We start from the raw sequence: 20,488 nt of genomic DNA, 5'->3' as shown, positions 1-20,488 counted from the left end.
ACCTTCCGTGACAGACGAACGACGCCTGGCACGCGACCCGATCGCCATCGTCGGGATGTCGGGTCTGCTGCCCAAGGCACACACCCACCGCGAGTACTGGCAGAACATCATCGACGGCGTCGACTGCACCTCCGAGGTGCCCGCGTCGCGCTGGAGCCTGAACGACTACTACGACGCCGATCGCTCGGTGCCGGACAAGACCTATTCGCGCCGTGGGGCATTCCTGCCCGACGTCGAGTTCGATCCGCTGGAGTTCGGCCTGCCGCCGAACCAGCTCGAGGTCACCAGCACCATGCAGACCCTGAGCCTCGGGGTCGCCCGTGACCTGCTCGCCGATGCCGGCGCGACCGGCTCGGAATGGTACGACCCGGCGCGCACCGGCGTGGTGCTCGGTACCACCGGCCCGGTGCCGCTGATGCATCCGCTGGCCGCGCGTCTGTCCACCCCGGTGCTCGAGGAGGCGGCCCGCTCGGTCGGCCTGTCCGACGGTGATGTCAAGGAGATCTCGCGCCGCTTCGTCGCCGCGTTCGCGCCGTGGGAGGAGAACTCCTTCCCCGGTCTGCTCGCCAATGTGGTGGCGGGCCGCGTCGCCAACCGGCTCGGGCTCGGCGGCATCAACTGCACCGTCGACGCGGCGTGCGCGGCCTCGCTGGCCGCCATCCGCACCGCGATCGCCGAACTGCAGGACGGCCGCGCCGACATGATGATCACCGGTGGCGTCGACACCGAGAACTCGATCTTCATCTACCTGTGCTTCAGCAAGGTCGGCGCGCTCTCGCCGACCGGCCGGATCAGCCCGTTCTCCGCCGAAGCCGACGGCACCCTGCTGGGTGAGGGCATCACGATGCTGGCGCTGCGCAGGCTGGCCGACGCCCGGCGCGACGGCAACCGCATCTACGCGGTCATCCGTGGGCTCGGCTCCTCCAGTGACGGCCGCTCCAAGAGCATCTACGCGCCGCGCGCCGAGGGACAGCGCGTCGCCTTGGATCGCGCCTACGCCGACGCCGAGTGCTCGCCCGCCGATGTCGAGCTGATCGAGGCGCACGCCACCGGCACCGCGGTCGGCGACAAGACCGAACTGACCGCACTGAAAGGCCTGCTGGCCGAGGCGAGTTCGGAGACCGGGTTTGCCGCGCTGGGCAGTGTGAAGTCGCAGATCGGGCACACCAAGGGCGCCGCGGGCACCGCGGGCGTGATGAAACTCGCGTTCGCCCTGCACCAGAAGATCCTGCCGTCGACGATCAATGTCGACGCGCCCAACAACGAGATCGACGCCACGCGGACACCGTTCTACGTCAACACCAGGACCCGGCCGTGGGTGCGCGACCCGCAGCGCCCTGTGCGCCGCGCGGCCGCGTCGGCAATGGGCTTCGGCGGCACCAACTTCCACCTCGTGCTCGAGGAAGCCGACGGGGAGCGCGGGCCGGTGCTGCATCGGGTGCCCCGCGCCCATCTGTGGCACGCGCCGGACGTGGCGGGCCTGATCGACGTGGTCCGCAGCACGCCGGGCACCGACGGCGGCGACATTCCCGCCGATCATGCCCGCATCGGCTTCGTCTCCGTCGACGCCGACACCGCCGCCGATCTGCGCGCGCTGGCCGTCGACGAGATGGTGCGCAATCCCGAAGCGGCACAGTGGGATCACCCTGAAGGCGTCTACTTCCGCGCCGCGGCGCTGCCGGAGGCGAAGGTCGGTGTGCTGTTCGCCGGCCAGGGCAGCCAGTACGTGGACATGGGTCTGGATGCGGCGCTGAACAACCCGCCGGTCGGCGCGGCCTTCGACGCCGCCAACGCCGCGTTCGCCGGCGCCGGGCAGCGGCTGGGCGCGGTCGTCTTCCCGCCCCCCGCGTTCACCGAGCAGGCCCGCGCCGAGCAGGAATCCGCCCTGCGCCGTACCGAATTCGCGCAGCCCGCGATCGGCGCGCTCGCGGTCGGACAGTTCCGGGTGCTCACCGAGTTCGGCCTGCGCGCGCACGGCTACCTCGGCCACAGCTTCGGCGAGCTGACCGCCCTGTGGGCGTCGGGTGCGCTGAGCACCGAGGACTTCTTCGCCCTCGCCCGGGCTCGCGGGGAGGCCATGACGGTGGCCGACGATGTGGAGGCGGGCTCGATGGTGGCCGTCAACGCGCCGCGCGAGGACGTCGCCGAGGCGCTGGCCGATCTCGACGACGTGTGGATCTGCAATCACAACGCCCCCGACCAGATCGTCGTCGGCGGCGGACCGGAGGGCATCGCCGCCTTCACCGCGCGCAGCACCGGAAAAGGCTGGGCCACCCGCGATCTGCCCGTGGCAGCGGCTTTCCACACCCCCTATGTCGCGCACGCGGTGACCGAATTCGGCGCCGCCGTCGACGAGGTCGACATCACCGAGCCCGACGCACCGGTCTACGCCGATACCGCGGGAGCGTCCTACGGCGCCGATGTCGCGGCCAACCGGGCCACGCTCACGGCCCAGCTGAGCAAGCCGGTGGAATTCGTCGACGCGCTGCGGGCCATGCACGCCGACGGATGCACCGTCTTCGTCGAATGCGGTCCCAAGCAGGTGCTCACCTCACTGGTGCGGCGCACCCTCGGCGACGACGTGATCGCCTTCGCCACCGACTCCGGCCCCATCGGCAACGGTGACGTGGCGCTCAAGCGCGCCGCGGTGCGCCTGGCCGTCCTCGGTGTCGAGATCGCGGGAATCAACCGTTATGCCGCGCCCGAACCCCACCAGGCCGTCCCGGCCGCGAACCGGATGACGGTGACCCTGTCGGCGCCGGAATACGTGCCCGACAGTCGCCGTACCGCCTACACCGAAGCGCTGGCCGGCGACTACCGCGTCCAGCTCGCCGCGCCCGCGGCGGCCGTCGAACCCGCAGCCGTCGTCGCCGCGGTCCCCGCATCAACAGCCGCGCCGCACTCGTTCGCGGCGCCCCAACCGGTGGTAGCCCCGCCCGTGGAGGAACAGCTCGTGACCATCCCCGCCCCCGGCTCGTCCGAGTACCGGACGAGCGACTCGCTCGACACCGCTCTGGTGCAGCACCTCGACACCCACCGGCAGTACCTGGACGGCCAGCTCGACCTGGCCCGTGGCCTGGCGGGTGCGCTGAGCAGCGGCAGGCTCGACGAGAACACCCTGCGCGCCATCGAAGCGGTGAAGGACCACGGCATCGCGATCAGCGAAAGCCACTCGCGGGCAAGCGATGTGCTCGCTCAGCTGGCCGAGCTCGAGGGCGGCGCACCGGTGACCGGCACCCGCACCCGCACCGTGACCGCTACCCGGCAGGCCCCGCGGGCGATCACCGCCGCGCCCGCCGTGCCCGCGATCGCCGCACCGGCGCCTGCGCCGGAGCCCGCGCCCACCAACGGGCAGGCCACCCCGGTCGCTCCCGCGGCGAATGGTGCTGCCCCCGTGGCAGTTCCGGCGACCGCTCAGCCCGCTGTCGCGGCCCCGCAGGCCGCTCCGGCGGAGCAGGCTGCCACCGCACCGCAGGCAGTCACTTCCGGCGCGGCGGCCGACGGCGCGGTCACCGGCGATGCGATCCGCGCCGCGCTGCGGGAGGTCGTGGCCGACAAGACCGGCTACCCGGTCGAGATGGTCGACCCGACCATGGACCTGGAAGCCGACCTCGGCGTCGACTCGATCAAGCGCGTGCAGGTCATCGGCGCACTGCAGGAACGCTTCCCGTCGCTACCCAGCCTGGGTCCCGAGCAGCTGGGCACCCTGCGCACGCTGGACCAGATCGCGGACCTGCTCGCCGAGGCGGACAGTGCCACCGCCGCACCTGCCACCGCTGCCACCGTCGCAGCCGCACCCACCACCGCCGAGGCCGCCCCGGCCGACGGCGCCGCGACCGCCGACACCCTGCGCCAGGCGCTGCGGGAAGTAGTCGCCGACAAAACCGGCTACCCGGTCGAGATGGTCGATCCGACAATGGATCTGGAAGCGGATCTCGGCGTGGACTCGATCAAGCGGGTCCAGGTGATCGGCGCACTGCAGGAACGGTTCCCGAACCTGCCCAGTCTCGGACCCGAGCAGCTCGGCACCCTGCGATCACTGGATCAGATCGTGGCCGAGCTGGCCGGGGGTGATGTCCACCCAAAAGCTGAGGCCGCGGCCGAAACGCCGCGGCACGTCGTCGAACTCGTCGAGCTCGCGCCGATCGACCTGGCGGTCGATCCGTATCGCCTGGCCGGCCGCGCGCTGGTGGTCTGCCTCGATCCCTCGGCCGAGACCGATGCCGAGGCGATCGAGGAGACCCTGCGCGAACGCAGCTGGACGGTGCAGCGGCTAGGTCCGGCCGAGGCCGTGTCCGGCTCCGCGGACATGTGTGTGGTCGTGGCGGGTGTCGCGTCGGAATGGGACCAGGCCGAGCGCATCCTGACCGAGGCGATCCTGCTCACCGGCCGGGTGGTGCCCGCCCTGCGCGGCGCGACCGACCGCGCCGGCTTCGTCACCGTCACCCGGCTCGACGGGCACCTGGGTCTGCTCGGTGACGCCGATCCGGTGCCTGCCCTGCTCGGCGGCCTCGGTGGCCTGGTGAAGACCCTGGCCGCCGAGGAGCCGGCACTGTTCTGCCGTGCCCTCGACATCGCCCCGGCGGCGACGCCGGGGCGGGTGGCGCAGATCGTGCTCGAAGAGCTGTGCGATGCGGCCGTCGACACCGTCGAGGTCGGCATCGACGGATCGGGACAGCGGCGCACCCCGGTGCCCAGCAGGCACGGCGACGCCGTCACCACCGAGACCGTCAGCGCGGGAACGACCCTCGCACCGACCGTGCTGACCGAGGACGACGTGCTGCTGGTGACCGGCGGCGCCAGGGGCGTCACCGCCACCTGCGTGCTCGCCCTCGCCGAACACAGCCCGGCACGATTCGTCCTGCTCGGACGAACCCAGCTCACCGACGAACCGGACTGGGCAGTCGGCATCGCCGACAGCGAGCTCAAGCCGGCGGCGGTGCGCGCACTGGCCGGGACCGGGGTGAAGCCGAAGGACATCGACCGGGCGTGCGGCGAGATCCGCGCGGTCCGCGAAATCCGTTCCACCCTCGCCACTCTCGGCGATCGTGCCGACTATCTGGCCGTCGACGCCACCGACGCGGACGCGCTCGCCGAGGCGATCGCACCGTGGTGCGAGACCATCACCGGTGTCGTGCACGGCGCGGGTGTGCTGGCCGACTCGCTGATCCCGGACAAGACCGCGGACTCGGTCGGGCGGGTTCTCCGCCCCAAGCTCGGCGGTCTGGCCGCCGTCCTGGCCGCGGTGGCGCAGCCCAAGGACCTGGTGCTGTTCACCTCGGTGGCCGGGCTGTTCGGCAACACCGGGCAGGCCGACTACGCCGCCGCGAACGAGGCCCTGTGCCGGTTCGCGGTGAGCTGGCGGCGCAGGCACCCCGGTCATCGGGTCACCGCACTGGACTGGGGCGCCTGGGACGGCGGCATGGTGACGGCCGAACTGCGCGAGCACTTCCGGGACCGCGGCATTCCGCTGCTGGCCCCCGCCGCGGGCGCTGCCGCGTTCACGACGCAGTTCACCGAGCACCGCCGACCGGAACCGGTGCTGCTGGTGGGCGCCGCGACCGCACTGTCGACGGGCGAACGTCCCGCCGCCCGGGTGCGCGCCCGGCGCGATGTCACCGGCCTGGTCGACGAACCCGTGATCGCCGCGCACCGGATCGGCGAGCACATCGTGCTGCCCGCCACCTTCGGTCTGGGCGCGATGATCAATCTCGCGGAGCGAACCCGTCCGGGCCGCACCGTGATCGGGGTTCGCGACTATCAGGTGCTCAAGGGGCTCGTCTTCGATCACCCGGTCACCGCGCTGGAGATCGAGCTCGAACCCGTCGCCGACATCGACGGACAGACCGCGCTGCGCGCCACCGTGTTCGGTGACAAGGCGGCGCATTTCCGGGCGACCCTGTTGCTCGCCGGCGGCCCCGAGGAGGCAGGCACGCGGTCGATCGTGGCCGGTCCGGGAACCGGCGCCGAGCGGATCTACACCGACGCCATCCAGTTCCACGGACCCGCGTTGCAGGGCCTGCGCACCATCCGGTCCGAGAGCGACAGCGCGATCGTCCTGGAGTGCTTCCTGCCCACCGGCCCGGTCGCCGACGGCGCCTACGCGGGCCTGCTGCACGATCCGGTCGCCGCCGACCTGATCCTGCAGGGTCCGCCGGTCCTCGGCCACCGCCTGCTCGGCGCGGCCTGCCTGCCCCTGGGTGTGGGCCGCATCGACTACCACCACCCGCTGCCGACCAGCGAACCGTTCGTCGTGGTGGTCGACAACCCGCGCGCCGGGCGGCTCGAAGCCCGCATCGACGCGACCGCACTGGCCACCGACGGCACAGTGCTGCAGCACTTCTCGGACGTCACCGTCCTCACGACGCCCGATCTGACGGAGAAGTTCCAGACCTCGGTGAGGGAGTGGACCCGATGACAGTCCTCGAATTCGACGGCATCGCCTTCGACCCGGTCGGTGCGGCCCCCGTACGGACCCCGACGCAGGCCGAGCCGTCCACAACGTCCACCGCACAGGCGCCGGAGCCTGCGCCCACCACCAAGGTTGCGCTGTACTCCGCTGCAGCAGTAATGGATTCGATGCCGAGCCCGATCGCCGAACTGCGCACCGGAGTGGTCACCGCGCACCGCGCCGCCCTCACCGCACAGGTCGCCATGCAGCGCGCTCTGTGGGCACGGGCGACTGGTCCGTCGACGACCGCATACGACGCTGCCCCAGGTCGCGTCACCGGGATCGCGGCGCGGGAAGGCGCGTTCAAGCCCTTGGCGCGAACCGGCCGCACCCATCTCGACCGGGCGGCGCTGACGCTGCTGGCCGAGGGCGCGGTCACGGAGGTCTTCGGGCCCGCCTATCGGCGCGACGGGGTCGAGGTGGCGGTCCGCCTGGCCGCCGGAGAACCGTTGGTGCTCACCGAGATCGAGCTGATCGAGCTCTACGGCGGCACTGGTGACGGCCGCGTGGTCGCTCGCTACGAGGGCACTCCCGGTGCGGCCGCCCGGCAGGCAGCCGAGGTCTTCGCGCTGTTCACCGGCATGCACCTGTGCCTGTCGGGCAGCACGCTGACCGGCGCAACCGCGGCCTCCCCGGTCGTGACCGGTTCCGCCGCTGCCGCCACCGGGGCGGCCGAGGGCGCCCTGGAGCTCGTCGTCACCGGCCTGGATCTCGTTCCCCGCCCGCATGTCACCGGCACCGTGAGCTTCGCCGGCGGTGAGCCGAGCGTGGGCGTCGAGGTCACGGTCACCGAACCGGCCGGCTCGGGCGTCGGCCCCGGCCGAGCGGTACCGAGCTTGCTGCTCAACGAGTTCCACATGACCCACCTGGCCCGCGGCGACCAGGCGATCGCGATGGGCCCGGAGTTCGCGGAGTACACCGGCGTCCGCGCGACGCGCCTGCCCACCGGTGGTCTGCTCCTGGTCGACCGCGTCCGCGACTTCGACGGTGCGCGCGGCGCGCTCGACGCCGCTTCCTACACCACCGAATACGACTCGCCCGCCGATTCCTGGTACTACGCCGACACGGCGAACGAATCCATGCCGCACTTCGTGTACATGGAGACCTCGCTGCAGGCGGCGCTGCTCATGGGCTACTACGCCGGACCGACCCTGACCCAGCCCGGCACCACCCTGAGCCTGCGCAACCTGGGTGGCACGGCCACGGTGCTGAAACAGGTCGACCTGCGTGACCGCACGATCGAGCAGTCCTCGCGCATGCTGTCGACGACGATCCTGCCTGGATCCTCGCTGCAGACCTTCGACTACACCCTCCGCGTCGACGGCGAACCGTTCTACACCGGCGAAACCATGTTCGGCTACTTCAGCGACGAGGCACTGGCCAACCAGACCGGCCTCGACGCAGGCCGACCCGCCCCCTCCTGGCTGGCCGAGAACCCGCAGGCACCGGTCCGCTCGATCGACGTGGCGGCCCGCCGCGCCGACCCGGCCGCACCACTGTGCGCGCGCCGCACCCTCACCCTCATCGACCGGGTCGATGTGGTCGACGGCGGCGGGAAACACGGTGCGGGATACCTGCATTCGCTGCGCGCCATCGACCCCGACGACTGGTTCTTCACCCGGCACTTCCACCTCGACCCGGTCATCCCCGGCTCGCTCGGCGTCGAATCGGTGATCCACGCAGTGCAGGAATGGCTCGTCGACGGCGGCCACACGGCAGGCATGACCGATCCGGTGTTCCGCATCCCGGCGGACATCCCGTTCAGCTGGCGCTACCGCGGCCAGTTCCTGCCCACCGACGGCACCGTCGAACTCGAGGCGCACATCAAGGAGCTGCGCCGCGGCCCGCACGGCGTGATCGCGGTGGTCGACGGCTCACTGTGGAAACCGGGCCTGCGGATCTACGAAGTGACCGACCTGGCCGTCGAACTCGTCGATCGGGCGGCGCGATGACCACGATGCGCACCGCCGCGGTGGCGAGCACCGCCGAGGAGATCACCGCACTGCTGCTCGACCTGGACGCCCCGGTCTGGATCGTCCGCACGAACGGTCGCGTCGGCGCCACCACCGACGAGACGGTGGCGGCGAGCGCCCAGGTGCTGGCGGCCGTCGCGCCACTGCCGCCGGAACGCCTCGGCGACAGCGCTTTCCGCGCGGCACACGGTGTCAGGGCCGCCTACGCCGCCGGCGCGATGGCCAACGGCATCGCCTCACCCGCACTGGTGAAAGCCATGGCGCGCAACGGCTATCTGGCTGCCTATGGTGCGGCGGGCGTCGCGCCGGCCGCGGTCGACGCGGCATTGGGGGAGCTGGCCGGGGAACTGGGCGCACAGCCGTTCGCCTGCAACCTCATCCACAGCCCCAGCGAACCCGCGCTGGAACGCGCCATCATCGATGCCTGCCTGCGCCACGACGTGCGCTGTGTGGAGGCCTCGGCCTTCATGGACCTCACCGCCGAGGTGGTGCGCTACCGGGCCGCCGGACTCGCGGTCGACCGGCAGGGCGGCATCGAACGACGACACCGGGTGATCGCCAAGGTCTCCCGGGTCGAAGTGGCCGACCTGTTCCTGCGCCCCGCACCGGTCCGGCTGCTGCGCGAGCTGGTCGCGGCGGGCCGGATCACCCAGGAGCAGGCCCGCCTCGCCGAGCAGGTACCGATGGCCGACGACATCACCGCAGAAGCGGACTCGGGCGGGCACACCGACCGCAGGCCGCTGACCGTCCTGCTGCCCGAACTGATCGCGGCCCGCGACCGCCTGGCTGCCACGGTCACCGGCGCGGGTCAGGTCCGTATCGGCGCCGCGGGCGGCCTCGGCACCCCCGACGCCGTCGCGGCGGCGTTCGGACTCGGCGCCGCCTATGTGGTGACGGGATCGGTCAACCAGTCGGCCATCGAAGCCGCGCAGTGCACCGCCACCAAGAACCTGCTGGCCCGTGCCGAATTCGCCGACTGCACCATGTCGCCGTCCTCGGACATGTTCGAACTCGGCGTCCAGGTGCAGGTCCTGCGCCGGGGCACCCTGTTCGCCGCGCGCGCCCAGCGCCTCTACGAGACCTACCGCGCCTACGACGGGCTCGACGCCCTGCCCGCGACGCTGCGCGCCGAGCTCGAGTCCACGCTGTTCCGCAGGCCACTCGACGAGGTGTGGCAGGAGTGCGTCCGGTACTTCACCGAACGCGACCCGGCCCAGCTCACCGGCGCCGAACAGGACCCGAAAGCCAAGATGGCGTTGGTGTTCCGCTGGTATCTCGGACTGTCCTCGGGCTGGAGCATCCGCGGCGAAGCGGACCGGGTCGCCGATTACCAGATCTGGTGCGGGCCCGCGATGGGCGCCTTCAACACCTGGGCGGCGGGCACCTACCTGGCCGCAGCGGAGAACCGTGCCGTCGCCGACATCGCGGGGCAGCTGATGTTCGGCGCCGCCTACCTCACCCGCGTCGCCCAGCTGCGGACCGCCGGCGTCCGGCTGCCCGCGGCATGCGCCCGCTACGTCCCACGCCCGCTGGAGGACCGATGACCATCGTCGAGACCGGAACCGCCACCACCGGCACCGCCTGGATGCTGTGCCCGGCATGCCAGACGGTGATCTACGTCAAACGCTACGACCGCGCCGACCGGGTCTGCCCGGAATGCGACGACCACGGCATGCTCACCGCCGATCAGCGCATCGACCAGCTCCTCGACGAGGATTCGGCCAAGCCGATCGCCACCGCCGCGACGCTCACCGACCCGCTCGGATTCACCGACACCCGCGCCTACACCGAGCGGGCAGCGCAGGCACGCGAGGCGACCGGCATGCCCGAGGCGATCCGCTGCGTGCGCGGCACCCTCGACGGCACTCCGATCGTGCTGGCCGTCATGGACTTCCGCTTCCTCGGCGGCAGTCTCGGCAGCGCCGTCGGCGAAGCGGTCACCGCCGCGGCCGAGGCGGCACTCGCCGACCGCGCGCCGCTGGTGATCGTCACCGCCTCCGGTGGCGCGCGGATGCAGGAGGGCATCCTCGCGCTGATGCAGATGGCCAAGACCAGCCGCGCGCTGCGCCGCCTCGACGACGCGGGCGTGCTGACCATCTCGATCATCACCGACCCGACCTACGGCGGCGTGGCCGCCTCCTTCGCCACCTCCACCGACATCATCGTCGCCGAACCCGGTGCGCGCCTCGGCTTCGCGGGTCCGCGGGTGATCCAGCAGACCATCGGCCAGACCCTGCCCGCCGGCTTCCAGACCGCCGAGTTCCTGCTGGAACACGGCATCGTCGACATGATCTGCCACCGCTCGGCGCTGCGTGCCCGGCTGTCGCGACTCGTGGCGATGACGACCCGCCCGCTGCGCCGCACCGAGCCCGGCGACGCGGACGCGGTCATCACCGACCCGGCCGCGCTCACCATCGGCGAATCATGGGATCGCGTGCGCGCCGCGCGCCGACTCGCCAGGCCGACCACCCTGGACTATCTGGCCGCCGCGTTCGACGATTTCGTCGAACTGCACGGCGACCGCATGTCGGCGGACTGCCCCGCCATGATCGCCGGCCTGGCCCGGCTCGACGGACTGCCGGTCGTGGTGATCGGCACCCAGAAGGGCCACACCGGCGCCGAACTGACCGAACGCAACTACGGCATGCCGACGCCCGCGGGTTATCGCAAGGCGGTGCGGGTGCTGCGGCTGGCCGCCAAACTCGGCCGCCCGGTCGTCGCGCTGGTCGATACGGCGGGCGCCTATCCCGGCATCGAAGCCGAGGAACAGGGCCAGGCGGTCGCCATCGCCGAATCGCTGAAACTGCTTGCCGGACTGCCTGTTCCGGTGGTCACCGTGATCACCGGCGAAGGCGGCAGCGGGGGAGCGCTCGCGTTGGCACTGGCCGACCGGGTCCTGGTGTGCGAGAACGCCGTCTACTCGGTGATCAGTCCGGAAGGGTGCGCCGCCATCCTGTGGAAGGACCCGGCCGCCGCGCCGCGCGCTGCCGCCGCTCTGCGGGTCGACGCGGCCGCGCTGCTCGAACTCGGCATCGCCGACGCGGTCGTCCCCGAACCGGCGGGCGGCGCCGACCGCGACCCCGTCGGCGCGGCCGCACTGCTGCGGCGAGCCGTCCGCCAGGCGGTGCACGAACTGCGTGCCTGGCCGACCGCCGACCTGCTCGGCCAGCGCCACAGTCGATTTCGGGCCTACGGTCTGACCCGGCCGGAGAACCGATGACCGACTTCCTGATCCGCAACCCGTGGACGGTGCTGCGGCAGGGCCTGCATCGCACGGCACGGACCGACACCGACCCTTCGACTCGCCCGCACCGAGAGCCAGGAGACCCGATGACCGAGTCAGCGACCAGCGAATCCACCCAGCGGGCCGTGAGTGCCACCGACGCCGATCACAGCCTCGCGGTGCTCACCCGGCATGCGATGTCCGTGCGCGCCACCGCGTCCGCCCCGACCTCGGTGACCGTCGCCAACGGCCCCGTGCTGCTCCGCATCACCTGGGACGACCGACCCGCCTCGGCGCCCGCCGTCGGCCACGAACCCACCGCGGTCGAGGCCGGGCGGCTCGCGCCGGTCACCCCGGCCGCCGCCCCGGCACCCGCGGACCGCACCGATGGCGCGCCCGCCGCGAACACCTTCACCCTGACCGCGGAGACCGTCGGCGTGTTCTACCGGTCGCCGGAACCCGGTGCCGCGCCGTTCGTTTCGGTCGGCGACCCGGTCCGCGCGGGTCAGCAGGTGGGCATCATCGAGGCGATGAAGCTGATGATCCCGGTCACCGCGACCAAGGAGGGCGTCGTCGCCGAACTGCTGGTCGACAACGGTGACGCGGTGGAGCACGGCCAGCCGCTGATCGTGTTCGAGGCGCTGCGGTGACCCGCCCCCTGCGCAAGGTCCTGGTCGCCAATCGCGGCGAGATCGCGGTGCGGGTGATCCGCACCTGCCGCGAACTCGGCATCGCGACCGTGGCCGTGCACTCCGCCGCCGACCGCGAATCGGCGGCGGTGCGGCTGGCCGACGAACGGGTGCAGATCGGTCCGGCCCCGGCCAAGCGCAGCTACCTGTCGATCCCCGCGATCATCGAGGCGGCGCGCGCCACCGGCGCCGACGCCATCCACCCTGGTTACGGATTCCTGTCCGAGGACCCGGATTTCGCCGAGGTCTGCGAGGCCGAGGGTTTCGTCTTCGTCGGCGCTCCCGCCGCGGTGATGGCCCGGCTGGGCGACAAGTCGACCGCACGGGCGCTGATGGCCGACGCGGGCCTGCCACTGCTGCCGGGTAGCCGCGACGCGATCGACGACGCCGACGCGGCGCGGGCGCTGGCCGAGGAGATCGGCTACCCGGTGATCATCAAGGCCGTCGCCGGTGGCGGCGGACGCGGCATGCGGGTGGTCCGCGACGGCGACGATCTCGGCGCCGCCTGGCAGCACACGAAGGCCACGGCCGCCGCGGTCTTCGGCGACGGCAGGCTCTATTTGGAGCGCTACCTGGAATCGGCCAGGCACGTGGAAGTGCAGATCCTGGCCGACACCCACGGCATGGTCGTGCACCTGGGCCTGCGCGACTGCTCGCTGCAGCGCAGGCACCAGAAGCTGGTCGAGGAATCGCCCGCCCCCGGCCTGTCCGGCGAACTCGCCGAACGGATCGGCGCCGCGGCCGTACGTGGCTGTGAGGCGGCCGGATACGTCGGCGCGGGCACGGTGGAGTTCCTGCTCGCCCCCGACGGCCAGTTCTACTTCATGGAGGTCAACTGCCGGCTGCAGGTCGAACACCCGGTCACCGAGATGGTCACCGGCGTCGACCTGGTCGCCGAGCAGCTGCGCATCGCAGCAGGCGAACCACTGCGCCTCGGCACCGACATCCGCCCCGACGGCGTGGCCATCGAATGCCGCATCAATGCCGAAGACCCCGAACGCGAATTCGCCCCCGCCCCAGGCACACTCGCCGACTGCGTCCTACCCGCAGGCCCGTTCGTCCGTGTCGACACCCACATCGCGGCGGGTTACGCCGTTCCCCCGCATTACGATTCGCTGCTCGCCAAGGTCATCGTCTGGGCCCCCGACCGTATGGCCGCCATCGCCCGCATGCGCCGCGCCCTGGCCGAGACCACGATCACCGGCACCGGGGTCGCCACCACCACCGACTTCCTGCACGACATCCTCGACCACCCTCGTTTCCGCGCCGCCACCCACGACACCGCCCTCATCGGCACCCACACGGCCCCGGCCACCGCCGCCGCTCGCTGACGTCCCCGGAATTGTCCGGGGCGTCCCTATTCCCACCTCCGCGGTCGGGGGCGAAGCCGGCTGCCGCGCCCCCGACGACGACCGAACAGGTGATCAGTACCGGTACGCGTAGATGAAGCCGGACCGATCGGAATCGTCCGCGGGGACGGTGGTCGTGGCTCTCGTCGTGACCGCCGTCGCCGTCGCCGCACTGGGTACCCCGATGCTGCTCCTGGTCGCCGCCGGATACGTGGGCGTCTACCTCGCGCTCGGAGCCCCGGAACCGTTGCTGGACACGCTGACTCACCGCGCCGCGACCGCCCGGGAACGCGCCACCGTCATGTCGGTCCAGTCGCTCGGCCTGCGAATCTGCGGCAGCGCCGGTGCGTTGGCGGCGGGAATGCTCGCGGCGAACACCTCCGCTGCCTACGTGTGGGCACTGGTCGTCGCGGTGCTCGCTGTCGGTGCGCTCGTTGCCGCCGGACTTTCCAGCGGCGATCGGGCGGCCGGCGAGGCATCGGCGACGACCGAAGCACACCACGGCCTGGTGCTCGAACACGTGTGACGACGACGCCGAGGTATGGCTGCGTCGGTTCAGTGCGCGGGCGCTGCGGAGAAGGTCTCCAGGGTCAGCCCCCGAACGCCGGTGGTGATCTCGGTGGCCTCGGCCAGATCCAGCCGGAGCTCCCAGTCGGGCGTGGGTGCCGGGCCGTCGTGGTGGGTGATGCCGTCGGGGGTGATCACGTAGTGCAGCACGGTGTCACCGATGTGGACGGTCACCGTGCCCTCGGGCAGTGCGGTCGCGATCGCGCGGCCCAGGGGGAGCGCCAGCCAGTGGGCGCGGACGGCGTCGGTCGGCTTGCGGTCGCCGAGAAGCGGTGTGCCCCAGGCAGCCAGCGCATCGAGGACGGGGCGCAGCGTTCGGCCGGTGTCGGTCAGTTCGTAGCTCGAGCGCATGCCGTTGCGGCGGTGGATGATGACGCCGTCGCGTTCGAGGCCCTTGAGGCGGGTGGCGAGCATGTCGGTGCTGATGCCGGGGAGGTCGGCGAACAGGTCGCTGTAGCGGCGCGGTCCGGCGGACAGCTCGCGGACCACGAGCAGACTCCACCGGTCGCCGACGAAGTCGAGGGCGCGGCTGACAGCGCAGTAGTGGTCGTAGCTTCGGCGGGACACGTGTACTACCTTAACCAGGAGCTTGGAAAAACCAAGTGAAATCTTGGAAATACCAAGTAGTGTGTGCGGCAACCACGGTTCGGAGGGATGTTCATGCAGGTCAAGCAGTCCAGCAAGCTGTCGGGAGTGTCGTACGAGATTCGCGGCCCCGTCGCGGAGGAGGCTGCCCGGCTCGAAGCCGAGGGGCATCACGTCGTCAAGCTCAACACCGGTAACCCGTTGATCTTCGGCTTCGACGCGCCCCCGGATCTGTTGCAGGACATGGTCCGCACGCTTCCGAGTTCCACCGGCTACTCCTCGTCGAAGGGCCTGCTCTCGGCTCGGCGCGCGGTGGTGCAGTACTACCAGACCCTGGGTGTCGACGATGTCGACGTCGAGGAGGTCTTCCTCGGCAACGGCGTCTCCGAACTGATCATGATGGCGATGACCGCGCTGCTCGAGAACGGCGACGAGGTCCTGGTCCCCGCCCCCGACTTCCCCCTGTGGACCGCCGCGACCGCCCTCAACGGCGGCACACCGGTGCACTACCTCTGCGACGAGGGCGCCGACTGGTACCCGGATCTGGCCGACATCACGGCCAAGATCACCGACCGCACCCGCGCGATCGTGCTGATCAACCCGAACAACCCCACCGGTGCGGTGTATCCACCGGAGGTGTTGCGCGAGATCCTCGAGATCGCCCGCAGGCACAACCTGGTCGTCTTCGCCGACGAGATCTACGACAAGATCTACTACGACGACCTCGAGCACACCGCGATCGCCTCGCTCGCCCCCGACCTGCTGTGCCTGACCTTCTCCGGCCTGTCCAAGAACTACCGCGCCGCGGGCCTGCGCTCGGGCTGGCTGGTGGTTTCGGGCCCCATTCAGCACGCCGCGAGCTACCTCGAGGGCCTGACCATGCTCGCCGGCCTGCGCCTGTGCGCGAATGTGCCTGCCCAGCAAGCGATCCAGGCCGCCCTGGGCGGACATCAGAGCATCTACGACCTCACCCTCCCCGGCGGCCGCCTGCGCGAGCAGCGCGATCGCGCGTGGGAAGCTCTCAACGCCATCCCCGGCGTCTCCTGCGTCAAGCCCAAGGGCGCGCTCTACGCCTTCCCCCGCATCGACCTGGACATGTACCCCATCCACGACGACGAGAAGTTCGTCCTCGACCTGCTCCTGCAGGAGAAACTCCACATCGTCCAGGGCACCGGCTTCAACTGGCCGCGCCCCGACCACTTCCGCATCGTCACCCTGCCGCACGCCGACGAACTCGAAGCCATCATCGAACGGATAGGCCGATTCCTGGCGACCTACCGGCAGTGACGCGTCGACTGCCCGGGTATCCGACGTGAGCGAGACCGCGTGGCGCGGTGCCGGGGCCTTGATCCGTCCCGGCGTCCTCGCGTTCACCGGAACGATCGGCGGCACCCGAAGCCACGCTCACCACGCCGTGCAGATCGTGGTGGCCGACGCGCCGGTCACCGTGCTCGATGGCGACGGCCGACCACACACCGGGGCCGAGATCGTCATCCCACCCGACACCGAGCACCGCGTCGAAACCGGCGGAGCGACAGGGACTGTCGTGTTCCTCGACCCCGATTCCGCCGCCGGTCGCGGCGCGGTGCGCCGAGTGGCGACCGCGGGGTGGTCCGGTGGGCCCGCCCTGCGCGATCCCGCCCGACCGGCCACCTCGACGGCGGATTTCGTCGACGGTCTGCTGATCACGCTCGCGACGGCGAGTGGCGGTGCTGTCACCGCGCGGCATCCGGGTGTCGTGGCCGCGGTGGCCGCGCTGCCCGCGATGGTGGCCCGCGGGCCGGTGCGACCCGGCGAGGTCGCCGCGGCTGTCGGCCTCTCGGCGAGCCGGCTCACCCACCTGTTCACCGCCCAGGTCGGGCTGCCGCTGCGCCGCTACATCCTGTGGCTGCGGCTGATGAACGCCGTCCACCTGGCCCGGGACGGGCAGGATCTGACCACGATCGCGCACGCGGCGGGCTTCGCCGACAGCGCGCATCTCACCCGGACCTGCCGGGAGATCTTCGGTCTGCCGCCGTCGGCCCTGACCGGCGCCGTGGCCTGGGACGTCGGCGGCAGCCGAATCGTTCAAGCGCCGACAGGGGACCGGCGCCCAGGCTGAGGGGCATGAACATCGCTCTGCGCCGGCTCGCCCGCCACGGCTACGTTCCGTTGATGCTGTTGGGGCTCAACGGAATCGGCATCGCCCTCGCTGCCGCCAACGCCCCGAAACCCTGGCTGCTGCTCGTACTCGCCGTGGCGATCGCCACCTCGTTCGCGGTCGAACGCGTCATCCCGTACGAACCGAGCTGGAACGGCACCAAGGCCGACAGCGTCCGCGACCGCGTCCACGCCGTCGTGAACGAGACGCTGATCCTGGTGAGCGTGGCGGTGATCCCGCTGCTCGCCGCGATCGTGCCCGCCCCGGGCCTGTGGCCGGGGGACTGGGCGTTCCCGCTCCAGGTGGTCCTCGCCGTGCTGATCGCCGACGCCGGAATCACGGTGGTGCACTTGGCCAGTCACAAGTTCGGCGTGCTGTGGCGCTTTCACGCCGTGCACCACAGCGTCACCCGGTTCTACGGCCTGAACGGCCTGATGAAACACCCGCTGCACCAGACCGCCGAGATGGCCGCCGGGGTGGCCCCGCTGATCTTGATCGGCCTGCCGGTCGACGTCGCCGCCGCGCTGGCCCTTGCCGTGGCCATCCAGCTGCTGCTCCAGCATTCCAACGCCGACTACCGCGTCGGTCCGCTGAAGTACGTGCTCGCCCTCAACGAGGGCCACCGCTTCCACCACCTCAAATGGGCGGGCGTCGGCGACGTCAACTTCGGCCTGTTCACGCTGCTCTGGGATCACCTGCTGCGCACCTACAGCTACGATCCACGTCGCCGCTTCACCTCCGAACAGCTCGGCATGGCAGCGCATCCCGACTATCCGGTCGACTACCTGGACCAGCTGATCGAGCCCTTCCGCCGCCACGATCTCACTCGAGACCCGAGCGGACGAACGCAGTGACGATGTGGCGCTGCAGGACGAGGCAGAGCTAGGCGGTGTCGACTGGAACTGAGCGAAAGCGCCTGTCCGCTAGCTACTATCCGACGTACTGTTTGCGCATTCAGCGAGGGGTGTGGGGTGACGTCAGGCGCATCGGGCTCGGCCGGTAGGCGTGGCAAAATAGCCATTGTCGGGGGTATCCGGCCCTGCGGTCCAGGGGACGAGCCGCCGTGGAGCGAAGAAGCGGGTGCTCGTGCGGCGAGTGAGATCGGGGCGGCGCTGGCGAAGGCAGGCTACGACCTCATCGTCTATTCCAGCGCAGAGAAGTTCGTCGAACGCGATGTGGTGGGCGGCTATCTTTCCGTCGAGCCGGTCCGAGCTGGTTCGATCCACGTTCGTCCTCCGTACGTAGGTCCACGTATCGACTTCCCGCACGCGCCGGAACATTCCGATGCGTTCGTTGTTCGCCACGAAGCGGGGACCGACTGGGAAATCGCCTACTACCGATCGCTGCGCGAAGCGGAAGGGGTTGTTCTGCTCGGTGGGGGTCGCACCACGTTGATCACGGCGATGGTGGCGACGGCCTTCGATATCCCTATTGCACCCGTCGCTGCATTCGGCGGTGGCGCGCGGAAGGCCTGGGTGACGCTGGGGCGTAACGCGAACAGCGCGACGCCCGAAGAGATCTCGACTTTCGGCGCGGCGTGGCGTACAGGTTCGGCGGAGAGCGTCGTGGCCGCGCTGACGGGGCAGGGAGAACGTCACCGATCCCTGGAATCCCAGCGCAAGACCGCCCAGCGCCGGATTGCCTACCGGGCGAACGCCGGTTTGGTGCTCGGAGCTCTCCTGTTGGTAGCTGGTCTGGCCACCATTCCGCTGGTGTACGCAGGTGATGGGAACGCGTCGCTGACGTTGATCGGTTTGATCGCGGGCTCGCTGCTCACTGCTACCGCTGGTGCGATCAGCCGGACCGCAGTCGACCGAGGTGACGGCTGGGGGCGGGCCGCGGTTCTGGGGATGTCCGCCGGCGCGATTGCCGTACTCCTGTTCATTTCCGCGCAGCTGGCGACGTCGCCGGATCTGTTGAGCGGACCGGATGCGCGGCGTCTTCTGTTCTTCGTGCTTTCGGTGGGTTTCATCGCCGGGTTCACGTTCGACGCTGTCTACGCCAAAGTCCGGCAACAAGATGCGCTGCACGGCACGGGATTACAGTCTGTGCTGCCCGACGGGCAGGAACACAGCGGTGACCGGTGACATCGATCCGCCGAGTAGACCGCGCGTATTCCTCAGTCACCGGTATCGGTCTCCCGCCGTCAACCTCTTCTTCTGGCAGATCATCAGGACAGTGCAGCCGGTTGCCTTCCGCGTGGATGAAGGGCTGACCTTCACCAGCCCCACGCGGCTCGAACGGATGATCAGGGACGCAGACGGTTTCGTGGGGATCTACCCGCTACCGGGCGATCCGCAAGCCATCTGGGATCTCGCGGCGCTGAAACAGCAGGCACGCTACTTCTTGCTCGAATTGAGCATCGCGGCACGTCAGCAACGTCCCTGCATCATATTCTGCGACCACCGGTACGGCATCGTCTTGCGTTGTCCGCCGGAGATTCTCGTTGTCGAGTACGACCCGCAGGAAATCGTCGAGGCGGAGGATTCGCCGCTGGCGGCACGCTGCACGACAGCGTTCACGGCGTTCGTGCATCGTCTGCGGGTGAGCATCGCGGCCCGCACGGGTGTGCGTTCCTATCGCAGGAGGGAAGTCGGGCTCATGCTCGACCCTGGCACGAGGGTGGAACTCGGCGCAACGTTGGAAGGCAGCCTGGAGAACGCCGTGTGGCAACCGGTGTATACGCCGTGGCCGCCGAAACTCGAGCTGTCGTTCATCAGCCGGCTCCGGGAGCTGGATTGGGTGGTGATACCGCTGGACTCCGCGTTGTCCTACGTGGTGGCCAGTTTTGCCTTGGGGCATGGTGTGCCATGTCTCCTCCTGGCTCGCGAGTCTGCGGAGGAAGCGGTCGACGATCTCTTCCAATCCACCATCGGAAGTATCGAGCCCCATCACCCGCGCCGTGTGCTGAGTTGGGCGGAACCCGCTGATCTCGAGAAGTCGTTCGAGGACACGCTGGAAGTGATCGGACGTCAACCCCGGCTGATCATTGATGCCGACCAGGCAATCCGGTACTTCACGGCGGCAGCTCGTCGCAAGGAGATGGTCTTCCTGAGCTATGCCCACGAGGACGGACGTGTCGCCGAAGTGTTCAATCGGGAATTGTCCGGGAAGTTCCAGGAAGTATTCGACTATCGGAAGAACGGGTCGATCCGGACTGGCCAGAACTGGCTCGACGAGCTGATGGACAGTCTGGCGAAGACCGCGGTCGGCGTCCTTCTGCTGTCGCCGGACTATGTGGCCAGCCCGTATTGCCTCACCGAGGCCCAACGACTTTTCCAGGCCAGTATCGAAGGGCGTGTCACGCTGTTACCGGTTCGCCTGAGACACCTGGAACTTCCCGAGTTCCTGAAGGGGGTTCAGTATCGCCGGCTCGGAGCCGACCTGGAGGTTGATGTCGAGGCCGTCGTGTCAGAACTGATCGAACTACTCGGCGAACCCGAGTAGACGCTCGGATGATCGCCGGGTCATGCGCAATGGGGCCGAGGATTGCTGTCCTCGGCCCCATTGC

The 20,488-nt window shown here is 70.3% G+C and carries 13 protein-coding genes; 12 read left to right on the top strand and 1 reads right to left on the bottom strand.

Translation table 11 applies throughout. The features are described 5' to 3' along the window. Positions 1-7: 7 nt before the first annotated feature. From IEY60_RS02320 to IEY60_RS02290, 7 genes are all read left to right on the top strand, one after another. The gene (locus IEY60_RS02320) at positions 8-6,418 is read left to right on the top strand and encodes a type I polyketide synthase (RefSeq protein ID WP_189023282.1); all 6,411 of its coding nucleotides are present in this window, start codon (positions 8-10) and stop codon (positions 6,416-6,418) included. Continuing rightward, positions 6,415-8,403, top strand: a complete 1,989-nt coding sequence (locus tag IEY60_RS02315; protein WP_189023280.1) for a beta-hydroxydecanoyl-ACP dehydratase — start codon at positions 6,415-6,417, stop codon at positions 8,401-8,403. Before IEY60_RS02320 ends, IEY60_RS02315 begins: the two co-directional genes overlap by 4 nt. Further along, positions 8,400-9,968, top strand: coding sequence for a PfaD family polyunsaturated fatty acid/polyketide biosynthesis protein (locus tag IEY60_RS02310; protein ID WP_189023278.1), 1,569 nt, complete (start codon positions 8,400-8,402; stop codon positions 9,966-9,968). The genes IEY60_RS02315 and IEY60_RS02310 overlap by 4 nt, the downstream gene beginning before the upstream one ends. Further along, positions 9,965-11,644 carry an acetyl-CoA carboxylase, carboxyltransferase subunit beta gene (accD, locus tag IEY60_RS02305; protein WP_189023276.1) on the top strand — a complete coding sequence of 560 codons (1,680 nt, stop codon included), beginning with the start codon at positions 9,965-9,967 and terminating at the stop codon, positions 11,642-11,644. The genes IEY60_RS02310 and accD overlap by 4 nt, the downstream gene beginning before the upstream one ends. A gap of 110 nt (positions 11,645-11,754) precedes the next feature. Next, entirely contained in the window at positions 11,755-12,297 is a 543-nt protein-coding gene (locus IEY60_RS02300) for an acetyl-CoA carboxylase biotin carboxyl carrier protein (protein ID WP_189023275.1), read from the top strand. Then, positions 12,294-13,667, top strand: coding sequence for an acetyl-CoA carboxylase biotin carboxylase subunit (locus IEY60_RS02295; RefSeq protein ID WP_189023273.1), 1,374 nt, complete (start codon positions 12,294-12,296; stop codon positions 13,665-13,667). The genes IEY60_RS02300 and IEY60_RS02295 overlap by 4 nt, the downstream gene beginning before the upstream one ends. Positions 13,668-13,821: 154 nt before the next feature. Next, positions 13,822-14,211, top strand: coding sequence for a hypothetical protein (locus IEY60_RS02290; protein WP_189023271.1), 390 nt, complete (start codon positions 13,822-13,824; stop codon positions 14,209-14,211). A gap of 29 nt (positions 14,212-14,240) precedes the next feature. On the opposite strand, the gene IEY60_RS02285 is transcribed toward IEY60_RS02290, so the two are convergent. Beyond that, the gene (locus IEY60_RS02285; protein WP_189023269.1) at positions 14,241-14,819 is read right to left on the bottom strand and encodes a winged helix-turn-helix transcriptional regulator; all 579 of its coding nucleotides are present in this window, start codon (positions 14,817-14,819) and stop codon (positions 14,241-14,243) included. Between the two features lie 87 nt (positions 14,820-14,906). Here IEY60_RS02285 and IEY60_RS02280 point away from each other — a divergent pair, with 87 nt between their 5' ends. The 5 genes from IEY60_RS02280 (at position 14,907) to IEY60_RS02260 (ending at position 20,424) form a co-directional block, all read left to right on the top strand. Then, the gene (locus tag IEY60_RS02280) at positions 14,907-16,124 is read left to right on the top strand and encodes a pyridoxal phosphate-dependent aminotransferase (protein WP_308426066.1); all 1,218 of its coding nucleotides are present in this window, start codon (positions 14,907-14,909) and stop codon (positions 16,122-16,124) included. A 25-nt stretch (positions 16,125-16,149) separates the two neighbouring features. Further along, complete coding sequence (locus IEY60_RS02275) at positions 16,150-16,938, top strand: helix-turn-helix transcriptional regulator (protein WP_189023267.1); 789 nt, start codon at positions 16,150-16,152, stop codon at positions 16,936-16,938. Between the two features lie 5 nt (positions 16,939-16,943). Next, positions 16,944-17,831, top strand: coding sequence for a sterol desaturase family protein (locus IEY60_RS02270; protein WP_189023265.1), 888 nt, complete (start codon positions 16,944-16,946; stop codon positions 17,829-17,831). A gap of 117 nt (positions 17,832-17,948) precedes the next feature. Continuing rightward, entirely contained in the window at positions 17,949-19,064 is a 1,116-nt protein-coding gene (locus tag IEY60_RS02265) for a hypothetical protein (RefSeq protein ID WP_189023263.1), read from the top strand. Further along, complete coding sequence (locus IEY60_RS02260; protein WP_189023261.1) at positions 19,054-20,424, top strand: toll/interleukin-1 receptor domain-containing protein; 1,371 nt, start codon at positions 19,054-19,056, stop codon at positions 20,422-20,424. Before IEY60_RS02265 ends, IEY60_RS02260 begins: the two co-directional genes overlap by 11 nt. Positions 20,425-20,488: the final 64 nt, after the last annotated feature.

It is taken from the genome of Nocardia rhizosphaerihabitans (assembly GCF_014646295.1).
GTDB lineage: Bacteria > Actinomycetota > Actinomycetes > Mycobacteriales > Mycobacteriaceae > Nocardia > Nocardia rhizosphaerihabitans.
This window is presented reverse-complemented; position numbering and strand designations above follow the sequence as displayed.

Excerpts from the sequence above, each read along its gene's own strand:
- IEY60_RS02315 (WP_189023280.1), top strand. The coding sequence starts at position 6,415 with ATGACAGTCCTCGAATTCGACGGCATCGCCTTCGACCCGGTCGGTGCG.
- IEY60_RS02310 (WP_189023278.1), top strand. The coding sequence starts at position 8,400 with ATGACCACGATGCGCACCGCCGCGGTGGCGAGCACCGCCGAGGAGATC.
- accD (WP_189023276.1), top strand. The coding sequence starts at position 9,965 with ATGACCATCGTCGAGACCGGAACCGCCACCACCGGCACCGCCTGGATG.
- IEY60_RS02300 (WP_189023275.1), top strand. The coding sequence starts at position 11,755 with ATGACCGAGTCAGCGACCAGCGAATCCACCCAGCGGGCCGTGAGTGCC.
- IEY60_RS02280 (WP_308426066.1), top strand. The coding sequence starts at position 14,907 with ATGTTCATGCAGGTCAAGCAGTCCAGCAAGCTGTCGGGAGTGTCGTAC.
- IEY60_RS02270 (WP_189023265.1), top strand. The coding sequence starts at position 16,944 with ATGAACATCGCTCTGCGCCGGCTCGCCCGCCACGGCTACGTTCCGTTG.